Annotated in this window: 9 protein-coding genes; 2 read left to right on the forward strand and 7 right to left on the reverse strand. The window is 68.4% G+C overall.

Annotation, left to right across the window (positions count from 1 at the left end):
• Window positions 1-46: 46 nt before the first annotated feature.
• A complete protein-coding gene (locus A2790_RS19180; protein ID WP_293395062.1) occupies window positions 47-1,507 on the reverse strand; it encodes a catalase in 1,461 nt (486 codons plus the stop codon).
• A gap of 95 nt (window positions 1,508-1,602) precedes the next feature.
• On the reverse strand, window positions 1,603-2,139 hold the full coding sequence (locus tag A2790_RS19185) for a 2'-5' RNA ligase family protein (protein ID WP_293395065.1): 537 nt from the start codon (window positions 2,137-2,139) through the stop codon (window positions 1,603-1,605).
• A 113-nt stretch (window positions 2,140-2,252) separates the two neighbouring features.
• Here A2790_RS19185 and A2790_RS19190 point away from each other — a divergent pair, with 113 nt between their 5' ends.
• The gene (locus A2790_RS19190; RefSeq protein ID WP_293395068.1) at window positions 2,253-2,636 is read left to right on the forward strand and encodes a nuclear transport factor 2 family protein; all 384 of its coding nucleotides are present in this window, start codon (window positions 2,253-2,255) and stop codon (window positions 2,634-2,636) included.
• A gap of 127 nt (window positions 2,637-2,763) precedes the next feature.
• On the opposite strand, the gene fba is transcribed toward A2790_RS19190, so the two are convergent.
• From fba to A2790_RS19215, 5 genes are all read right to left on the reverse strand, one after another.
• Entirely contained in the window at window positions 2,764-3,849 is a 1,086-nt protein-coding gene (gene fba / locus A2790_RS19195; protein WP_293395071.1) for a class II fructose-bisphosphate aldolase, read from the reverse strand.
• A 21-nt stretch (window positions 3,850-3,870) separates the two neighbouring features.
• Complete coding sequence (locus A2790_RS19200) at window positions 3,871-5,064, reverse strand: phosphoglycerate kinase (protein WP_293395074.1); 1,194 nt, start codon at window positions 5,062-5,064, stop codon at window positions 3,871-3,873.
• Window positions 5,061-5,396 carry a hypothetical protein gene (locus tag A2790_RS19205; protein WP_293395077.1) on the reverse strand — a complete coding sequence of 112 codons (336 nt, stop codon included), beginning with the start codon at window positions 5,394-5,396 and terminating at the stop codon, window positions 5,061-5,063. Before A2790_RS19205 ends, A2790_RS19200 begins: the two co-directional genes overlap by 4 nt.
• Window position 5,397: 1 nt before the next feature.
• On the reverse strand, window positions 5,398-6,408 hold the full coding sequence (gene gap / locus A2790_RS19210) for a type I glyceraldehyde-3-phosphate dehydrogenase (protein WP_293395080.1): 1,011 nt from the start codon (window positions 6,406-6,408) through the stop codon (window positions 5,398-5,400).
• 204 nt (window positions 6,409-6,612) lie between these two features.
• Window positions 6,613-8,472: an ABC transporter transmembrane domain-containing protein gene (locus A2790_RS19215; protein ID WP_293395083.1), complete on the reverse strand. Its 1,860-nt coding sequence runs from the start codon at window positions 8,470-8,472 to the stop codon at window positions 6,613-6,615.
• 114 nt (window positions 8,473-8,586) lie between these two features.
• Between A2790_RS19215 and rpmE the strand changes: the two genes are divergently transcribed.
• Entirely contained in the window at window positions 8,587-8,811 is a 225-nt protein-coding gene (gene rpmE, locus A2790_RS19220) for a 50S ribosomal protein L31 (RefSeq protein WP_068877732.1), read from the forward strand.
• The last annotated feature ends 346 nt before the right edge of the window (window positions 8,812-9,157 follow it).

Here is a 9,157-nt window from a genome sequence, read left to right on the forward strand (position 1 = left end):
CGGCCCGACACGGACAGGACAAGAATCCGACCGAAACTGCCTGGAGTTACTCCGCCGGTTCGAGGGCCGCAGCGAGACCGACCCGCCGGGCTACGCCCTCGCCATAAGCCGGGTCGGCCTTGGCGAAGTGGGCGATCTGGCGGCGCAGGATGGCTTCGGGCACACCGGCCATGGCGGCGGCGATGTTGTCCATCAGCTGGCGCTTCTGGTCGTCGCTCATCAGGCGGAACAGGTCGCCCGCCTGGCCATAGTCATCGTTGCCGGCCCGGTGGTCGTAGCGGTCGGCGTCACCCGAGATCTTCAGCGGCGGCTCACGGAAGGACGGATCCTCCTTCGGCCCGCCGAAGCTGTTGGGCTCGTAGTTCACCGAACCGCCGCCGTTGCCGTCGAAGCGCATCGCCCCGTCGCGGTGGTAGCTGTGCACCGGGCACTTGGGGCGGTTGACCGGCAGCGCCTCGGCGTTCGTCCCGACGCGGTGGCGATGGGCGTCCGCGTAGGAGAACAGCCGGAACTGCAGCATCTTGTCGGGGCTGTAGCCGACGCCGGGGACCACGTTGGCCGGCGAGAACGTCGATTGCTCCACCTCGGCGTGATAGTTGTCCGGGTTCCGGTTCAGCTCCAGCTCGCCCACCTCGATGAGGGGATAGTCGGCGTGCGGCCAGACCTTCGTCAGGTCGAAGGGGTTGTAGGGCGTGGTCTCGGCCTCGGCCTCCGGCATCACCTGGACATAGACCGTCCACTTCGGGAACTCGCCGCGCTCGATGGCTTCGAACAGGTCCCGCTGGTGGGTCTCGCGGTCGCCCGCCACCAGGGCCTCGGCCTCCGCGTTGGTCAGGTTCTGGATGCCTTGCTGGGTCTTGAAGTGGAACTTCACCCAGAACCGCTCATTGGCCGCGTTCAGGAAGCTGTAGGTGTGCGACCCGAAGCCGTGCATGTGCCGGTAGCTCTTCGGAATACCGCGGTCCGAGAACAGGATCGTCACCTGGTGCAGGCTCTCCGGCGACAGGCTCCAGAAGTCCCACATGGCGGTCGGGCTGCGCAGGTTGGACCGCGGGTCGCGCTTCTGGGTGTGGATGAAGTCGGGGAACTTCAGCGGGTCGCGGACGAAGAAGACGGGCGTGTTGTTGCCCACCAGGTCCCAGTTGCCCTGCTGGGTGTAGAACTTTAGCGCCCAGCCGCGCACGTCGCGCTCGGCGTCGGCCGCGCCACGCTCGCCGGCCACGGTGGAGAAGCGCAGGAAGATGTCGGTCTGCTTGCCCACCTGCGAGAAAAGGTCGGCGCGGGTGTAGCGGGTGATGTCGCGGGTGACCGTGAAGGTCCCATGCGCGGCCGAGCCCTTGGCGTGCACCACGCGCTCGGGGATGCGCTCGCGGTTGAAGTGCGCGTGTTTTTCGAACAGGTGCAGGTCCTGCACCAGCAGCGGGCCGCGTGGGCCGGCCGTGAGGCTGTTCTGGTTGTCCGACACCGGGATGCCGGCGGCGGTGGTCAGGATCTTGGGCTTGTCCATGGCGGTCTCTCTTGGCTCGTGACCGCCAACCTGCGCCTTGCCTCTCCAAAAGGAAAATTGATCCTTCTAGTGATCAACATAGATCCTTTGTATGATCACCCCAGCCACCCTGCCTTCGCGAGTGGGATGTCGGCCACTTTGCGGATCACCTCGCCGTCGCGCCGCTCGACCTCCAGCGCGTCGATGTGGCCGGCGATGTCCAGGTCGCCGAGGTTCAGGGCGTGGGCCAGCTTGCGGGCGGCGGCATAGTCGCTGGTGGTCGCCACGGTGATGTGGGGCAGGTAGGGCGTCTCCGCCCGCAGGGCCGCCTCTATGGGGCCAACGTGCAGGGCGTCGTGCAGCTTGAGAATCGCGCCGAAGCCTTCGTCCGGGATCAGGAAGACGTGGTAGCGGCCCACCGTGTGTTCGTGGACCACCATGGCCGAGCGCAGGCGGAAGCGGATGCGCTGGACCCCGGCGGCAGACTTGCGGACCTGTTCGCTGAAGGCCGCCGGCGTCATCTGGGCGCCGGGGAAGACCAGGGTGAAATACGGCGGCCCGCGGCTGCCGGCCCGCCGCGAGCGGATGTCGGTCAGCCAGGCGAGGTGGGCCTTTTCGAAGCGCGGGCGGGCGATGACTTCCAGGGTCTCCATCGGATCCTCCGCCTGCGATTGTGCGTCGTCCCGACGAATTCGCCTATGGCGAGGCTTGCGCGACGCCGCGGCGCCGTAGCCAAGATGGCGGCTTGTCGTCTCTGGAGACCCCGATGGACCCGATCGCCCGCTGGCACGCCGTGGTGGAGGCGCGCGACATGGCCGCGCTCAAGGACCTGATCGCCGACGAGGCGGTGTTCGAGAGCCCGGTGGTCCACACGCCGCAGGTCGGCAAGGCGATCACCGTCAAGTACCTGGCCGGCGCCCTGCAGGTGCTGAACAACGACACCTTCCGCTATGTGGGCGAGTGGCGGGCCGAGCAGTCTGCGGTGCTGGAGTTCGCGACCGAGATCGAGGGGATCGCCGTCAACGGCGTCGACATCGTCTCGTGGAACGAGGCGGGGAAGATCACCCACTTCAAGGTGATGATCCGCCCGCTCAAGGCCATCAACCTGGTCCACCGGATGATGGGGGAGTTGCTGGCGCAGGCCGGCTGACACCCGTGGCCCCATCAGGGCCGGCAAGATTCAACCGCAGAAACCGCAGAATGACGCGGAAGGGGCCGTAGCGGCTGCGCCCTCCGCGTTTTCTACGGTTTGAAGATCAGCGCCTGCGGCGCGCGTCCTACTCCGCCGCGACGCGGGTGATGCCGATCTTGGGGGCCAGTTCGCCCGAGGCGTAGCGCTTGGCCATCTCAGAGAGCGGGATCGCCTTGATGCTGGAGGCGTGGCCGGCGGTGCCGAACTCCTCGAAGCGCTGGACGCAGACCTTGCGCATCGCTTCCTTGGCGGGTTTCAGGTAGCTGCGCGGGTCGAACTCGCCCGGCTTCTCGGCGAACACCTTCCGGATGGCGCCGGTGATGGCCATGCGGTTGTCGGTGTCGATGTTGATCTTGCGCACGCCGTGCTTGATGCCGCGCTGGATCTCTTCCACCGGCACGCCCCAGGTCTGGGGCATCTCACCGCCGTACTTGTTGATGATCTCCTGCAGGTCCTGCGGGACCGACGAGGAGCCGTGCATCACCAGGTGGGTGTTGGGCAGGCGGCGGTGGATCTCTTCGATCACGTTCATCGCTAGGACGTCGCCGTCCGGCTTGCGCGTGAACTTATAGGCGCCGTGGCTGGTGCCCATGGCGATGGCCAGGGCGTCGACCTCGGTGGCCTTCACGAACTCGACCGCCTGGTCGGGGTCGGTCAGCAGCTGGTCGTGGCCGAGCTTGCCCTCGAAGCCGTGGCCGTCTTCCTTCTCGCCCATGCCGGTCTCAAGGCTGCCCAGCACGCCGAGCTCGCCCTCCACCGAGGCGCCGACCCAGTGGGCCATGTCCACGACGTTGCGGGTGACCTTCACGTTGTAGTCGTAGTCGGCGGGGGTCTTGCCGTCGGCCTTCAGCGAGCCGTCCATCATCACCGAGGTGAAGCCGTACTGGATCGCGGTGGCGCAGGTGGCCTCGTTGTTCCCGTGATCCTGGTGCATGCAGATCGGGATGTGCGGATACATCTCGGCCATCGCGTCGATCAGGTGCTTCAGCACGATGTCGTTGGCGTAGGACCGCGCGCCGCGCGAGGCCTGCATGATCACGGGCGAGTCGGTGGCCTCCGCGGCCTCCATGATCGCCAGCGCCTGTTCCATGTTGTTGATGTTGAACGCGGGCACGCCGTAGCCGTGCTCGGCCGCGTGATCGAGAAGCTGTCGAAGCGTAATCCTGGCCATAACTTCAGGTCCCCACCTGTCTCATTGGGAGAGCGCCGCGACGCCGGGCAGCTCCTTCCCTTCCATCCATTCAAGAAACGCGCCGCCCGCAGTCGATACGAACGTGAAGTCGTGCGAGACGCCGGCCGCGTTCAGAGCCGCCACCGTATCACCCCCGCCCGCAACGGCCACCAGCCTGCCGGTCTTGGCCAACTGGGCGGCGTGTTTCGCAGCATCAACCGTCGCCTTGTCGAAGGGTTCCACCTCGAACACGCCAAAAGGCCCGTTCCAGATCAGAGTCTTGGCCTCGGACATGGCGGCGAGCACCTGCTCCAGGGCCTTCGGACCGATGTCGAAGATCTTCTCGTCCGCGGGGACGCCATCGGCGAGGTCGATGGTGCGGTTCGGGGCGTTGGGCGCCAGATCCTTCGCGACGACCACATCGACCGGCAGGATCACCTTGCAGCCGGCGGCCTCGGCCTTCTGCAGGATCTCGCGAGCGGTGTCGGCCATCTCCTTCTCGCACAGCGAGCCGCCGATCTCGGCGCCCTTGGCGAAGCAGAAGGTGTTGGCCATGCCGCCGCCGATGGCCAGGTAGTCCAGCTTGCCGACCAGGTTGTTGAGCAGGTCCAGCTTGGTGGAGACCTTGGCGCCGCCGACGATGCCCATCACCGGGCGCTGCGGCTTGCCGAGGGCGGCGTCCAGCGCCTCCAGCTCCTTGCGCATCTGCTCGCCGGCATAGGCCGGCAGCCTGCGGGCCAGCCCCTCGGTGGAGGCGTGGGCACGGTGGGCGGCCGAGAAGGCGTCGTTGACGTAAAGGTCGCCGTTCGCCGCCAGGGCCTTGGCGAAGTCGGGCTCGTTCTTCTCCTCGCCCGCGTGGTAGCGGACGTTTTCCAGCAGCAGGACGTCGCCGTCCTTCATGGCCGCCACGGCCTTGGCCGCCTCGTCGCCGACGCAGTCGTCGGCGAAGGCCACAGGCGCGCCCAGCAGCTTGCTCAGCGGCCCCACCACCGGCTTCAGGCTCATCTCGGGGACGCGCTTGCCCTTGGGCCGGTCGAAGTGGGCCAGCAGGATCGTCTTCGCCCCGCCCTGGCGCAGCTTCTCGATGGTCGGCAGCGCGGCCCGCAGGCGGGTGTCGTCGCTGACCTCGCCGTCGGCCATGGGCACGTTGAAATCGACGCGAACCAGGGCGCGCTTGCCCGAGAGGTCGGCGTCGTCGAGGGTCTTGAAGGTCATGGCCGTGAATTCACCTTGCAGAGCGTGAACCGAAACTGCCGTGATCCCGTCTTCTCGATGAGCACGCGATCGCCTGAAGCCGCGCCACTTCTCTCGAAGAAATCCCGCACCTCACTCCGGGCGCGCAGGAAATTGTGACCACCGGCGATGTCTGTTTGAATTGTCTGCCCGGGAACGAACTCAATCTTGAGTAGGTCCGTGGCGGCGTCTGCCGCACTGGAACCTCCCCGAGCGGACTCGGGGAAGTAGTCCAACACCGCATTCAGGTAGATGTGGTCGTTTCGGAGATTTGCGTCGTTGATCTCGACCCAAACACCGGAAGGTACGGCCATACTAGATCAGTTTGCCCAGGGCGACGGCGGTGTCGCTCATGCGGGTCGAGAAGCCCCACTCATTGTCGTACCAGGTGAGGACGCGGCCGAGGCCGCCGTCGATCATCTGGGTCTGCGGCAGGGCCGCGGTCGACGAGGCCGGGTTGTGGTTGAAGTCCATGGACACCAGCGGCTCCTTGGTCACCGCCAGCACGCCCTTCAGCGCGCCATTGGCGGCCGCTTCCAGCGCCTCGTTGATCTGGGCCACGGTCACCGACTTCGAGGGCACGAACTTCAGGTCGACCACCGAGACGTTCGGGGTCGGCACGCGGATCGACGAGCCGTCCAGCTTGCCGGCCAGGGCCGGGATCACCAGGCCCAGCGCCTTGGCGGCGCCGGTGGAGGTCGGGATCATGGACATGGCCGCGGCGCGGGCGCGGTAGAGGTCCTTGTGCATCGTATCCAGCGTCGGCTGGTCGCCCGTGTACGAGTGGATCGTGGTCATGTAGCCACGCTCGATGCCGCACAGCTCCTGCAGCACGTGGGCCACCGGCGCGAGGCAGTTGGTGGTGCACGAGGCGTTGGAGATGATCAGGTCGTCCTTGGTCAGCGTCTGGTGGTTCACGCCGTAGACGATGGTCTTGTCCACGCCGTCGCCGGGGGCCGAGATGATCACCCGCTTGGCGCCGGCGTCGAGGTGGGCCTGGGCCTTGTCCTTCGACGTAAAGATGCCGGTGCATTCCAGGGCGATGTCGACGCCGAGATCCTTGTGCGGCAGGTCCTTCGGGTCGCGGATGGCCGTGACCTTGATCGGCGCGTAGCCGGCGATGACGATGGTGTCGCCCTCGACCTTCACCTCGGCCGGGAAGCGGCCGTGGACGCTGTCGTAGCGCAGCAGGTGGGCGTTGGTCTCCACCGGGCCCAGGTCGTTGATCGCGACGACCTCGATGTCCTTGCGGCCATGTTCGACGATCGAACGCAGGACCAGACGGCCGATGCGACCGAAACCGTTGATGGCGACGCGGACAGCCATGGGAGCTCCTTCGAATTTCTGTGTGCCGGGGTTCTTCAGGCGAGAACCCGCGAAGTCAACCCCTTGCCCTCTCGCAGAGAGCAGGAAGCCGACGTTGCGGCGCGGGCCTGCAAGACCGGCGCCGGCGCGGCCGTGCCGGTTTGGGGCGGGGGGACGCTGTATATATATGGACGCGCGGGCGGCCCTTGCCGCCGGGCGTATGCGCTACGCCGCCTCGAACTGCAGGGCGGCGAGCCGGGCGTAGAGGCCGTTCTTCGCCACCAGTTCGTTGTGCGTGCCCTCCTCGACGACCCGGCCCTCGTCCATCACCACGATCCGGTCGGCCTTGAGCACGGTCGCCAGGCGATGGGCGATGACCAGGGTGGTGCGGCCCTTCATGGCCTCGTCCAGCGCGCGCTGGACCAGGTGCTCGTTCTCGGCGTCGAGAGCGCTGGTGGCCTCGTCCAGGAGCAGGATCGGGGCCTCGCGGATCAGGGCGCGGGCGATGGCCAGGCGCTGGCGCTGCCCGCCGGAGAGGGTGCGGGCGCGGTCGCCCACGACGGTCTGGAGGCCCTCGGGCAGCGCCGAGAGGAACCCCTCCGCCTGGGCGGCGCGGACCACGGCGCGCACCTCGTCCTCGCTGGCGCCCTCGCGGCCGAAGCGGATGTTGTCGGCGGCCGAGCCCGAGAACAGCGGGCTCTCCTGGGCCACCAGGGCCATGCGGGCGCGCACCTCGACCGGATCGGCGTCGCGCAGGTCGACGCCGTCGACGCGGATGCGCCCGGACTGGGGATCGTAGAAGCGCAGCAGCACGCGGAAGACGGTGCTCTTGCCCGCGCCGGACGGCCCGACCAGGGCCACGCGTTCCCCGGGCCGGACATGGAGGGAAAAGCCCCGCAGCGCCGGCAACTCGGGCCGGCCGGGATAGGCGAAGGTCACGTCCTCGAACGCCACCTCGCCCCGCGGCGGGACCGGCAGCGGCGTGGGATGGGGCGGCGCGGCGACGCCGGGGCGGGCGTCCAGCAGCTCGCCCACCCGCTCCATGGCGCCCGCGGCCTTCTGCACGTCGCCCCAGGTCTCGCCCAGGGCGCTGACCGAGCCGGCGGCCATCACCGACAGGAAGGCGAACTGGAATAGCGCGCCCCACGAGATGTCGCCGCGCAGCCCGGCGTGAACGCCCAGCCAGAAGACGCCGACGATGCCGCCGAACACCAGGACGATGACCGCCGCGGTCATGGCCGCGCGCGTGGTGATCCGCCGCATCTGGGCGCGGAAGGCCTGTTCCACGGCCCCGCCGAACCGCTCGGCGGCGGCCCGCTCGCGGCCGAAGGCCTGCACGGTCTCCAGCGCATCCAGGCTCTCCCCGGCCGAGCCCACGGCGTCGGCGAAGCGGTCCTGGGCCGAGGCGGTGAGCTTGCGCACCCGCCGGCCGAACAGGAACAGCGGCGCCAGCACGAAGGGGAAGGTCAGCAGCACCAGGCTGGTCAGGTGCGGGCTGACGAACATCAGCAGGATCAGCGCCCCGATCAGGGTGAGCAGGTTGCGCAGCGCCACCGACACCGAGGTCGCCAGCAGGTTTTCGACGATGGCGATGTCGGTGGTCAGCCGCGACAGCACCTCGCCCGTGCGCGTCTGCAGGAAGAAGGCCGGGTCCAGGGTCAGAATATGGCCGTACGTGGCCTTGCGCAGGTCGGCCACCACCCGCTCGCCCAGGCTGGTGACGAAGTAGAATCGCAGGGCCGTGGCGACCGCCAGCGCGCCCGCGACCGCGCCCACGATCAGGAAGCGGCGGTCCACGGTCGCGGCGTCCAGCCCCGGATTGGTCAAATTGTCCACCACCAGGCGGATCGCGCCCGACATGCCGAGCGTCGCGCTGGTGGACATCAGTAGGAAAAGGAGCGAGGCCGCGGCGCGGCCCCAGTGGGCGGCGAGGAACGGGCGGAGCCGGCGCAGCGCGCCCACGTTGCGGCTGCGGCCGCGCTTGGCGGCGCCGTCGGCCAGGGTCTGGGCCAGGGCCTGCCCCGCGCTGGGCCGGCCCTCGACTTGGGATCCGGGCGCGGAAGACTCTGGCCCCGGGTCACTCATCGTCACGCACCTTGCATTTGCCCGCGCGTTTCTCTATACGCGCGGCTTCCTTTTCGCCCGCCTTCTCGGCGGCCGGCCGATTGTGGCCGCTCCAATACGTCAGGCGCCCGTTCGATGAAACAAGACACTCACCCCGACTATCACTTCATCACCGTGGTGATGACGGACGGCACCACCTATCAGACGCGTTCCACCTACGGGAAGGAAGGCGACACGCTGAACCTGGACATCGATCCGAAGACGCACCCGGCGTGGACCGGCGGCGGCCACCAGCTGCTCGACCGCGGCGGCCGCGTGTCGCGCTTCAACGCCAAGTTCGGCGCCTTCACCCGCAAGTAGGCGGACTTCCCGCGCGAGCGGGGATTGCGCAACGGAATCTCGAGACGCCGCGAGGGGCAACCTTCGCGGCGTTTCTGCTGTTGGCGGCGGTGTGGCGGGGACGTGCTAGAGGACTGCGCCCCCCACGAACCACACGAACAGGCCGCGGCGCGGCCGGCCGTGGGCCGTCCGGTCGCGTGGGGTCGGATTGGGAGGCGCATCCGGGCCGGGGGTCACGCCGAGCTGCGCCGGGAGTCGGGCGGGCGCGGCAACGCTGCGGCGCCAGTGAGGAGCGCGGATCGAGAGGGTGGCCGGACGCCACGGCTCCATGCCTCCTCCCCCATAGGGGGAGGGGGACCACCTGCAA

The sequence above is a fragment of the Phenylobacterium sp. RIFCSPHIGHO2_01_FULL_69_31 genome (genome assembly GCF_001824475.1).
Classification (GTDB): Bacteria; Pseudomonadota; Alphaproteobacteria; order Caulobacterales; family Caulobacteraceae; genus Phenylobacterium.

Coding starts and splice junctions, on each gene's coding strand:
- A2790_RS19180 (WP_293395062.1), bottom strand. CDS start 1,507: ATGGACAAGCCCAAGATCCTGACCACCGCCGCCGGCATCCCGGTGTCG.
- A2790_RS19185 (WP_293395065.1), bottom strand. CDS start 2,139: ATGGAGACCCTGGAAGTCATCGCCCGCCCGCGCTTCGAAAAGGCCCAC.
- A2790_RS19190 (WP_293395068.1), top strand. CDS start 2,253: ATGGACCCGATCGCCCGCTGGCACGCCGTGGTGGAGGCGCGCGACATG.
- fba (WP_293395071.1), bottom strand. CDS start 3,849: ATGGCCAGGATTACGCTTCGACAGCTTCTCGATCACGCGGCCGAGCAC.
- A2790_RS19200 (WP_293395074.1), bottom strand. CDS start 5,064: ATGACCTTCAAGACCCTCGACGACGCCGACCTCTCGGGCAAGCGCGCC.
- A2790_RS19205 (WP_293395077.1), bottom strand. CDS start 5,396: ATGGCCGTACCTTCCGGTGTTTGGGTCGAGATCAACGACGCAAATCTC.
- gap (WP_293395080.1), bottom strand. CDS start 6,408: ATGGCTGTCCGCGTCGCCATCAACGGTTTCGGTCGCATCGGCCGTCTG.
- A2790_RS19215 (WP_293395083.1), bottom strand. CDS start 8,472: ATGAGTGACCCGGGGCCAGAGTCTTCCGCGCCCGGATCCCAAGTCGAG.
- rpmE (WP_068877732.1), top strand. CDS start 8,587: ATGAAACAAGACACTCACCCCGACTATCACTTCATCACCGTGGTGATG.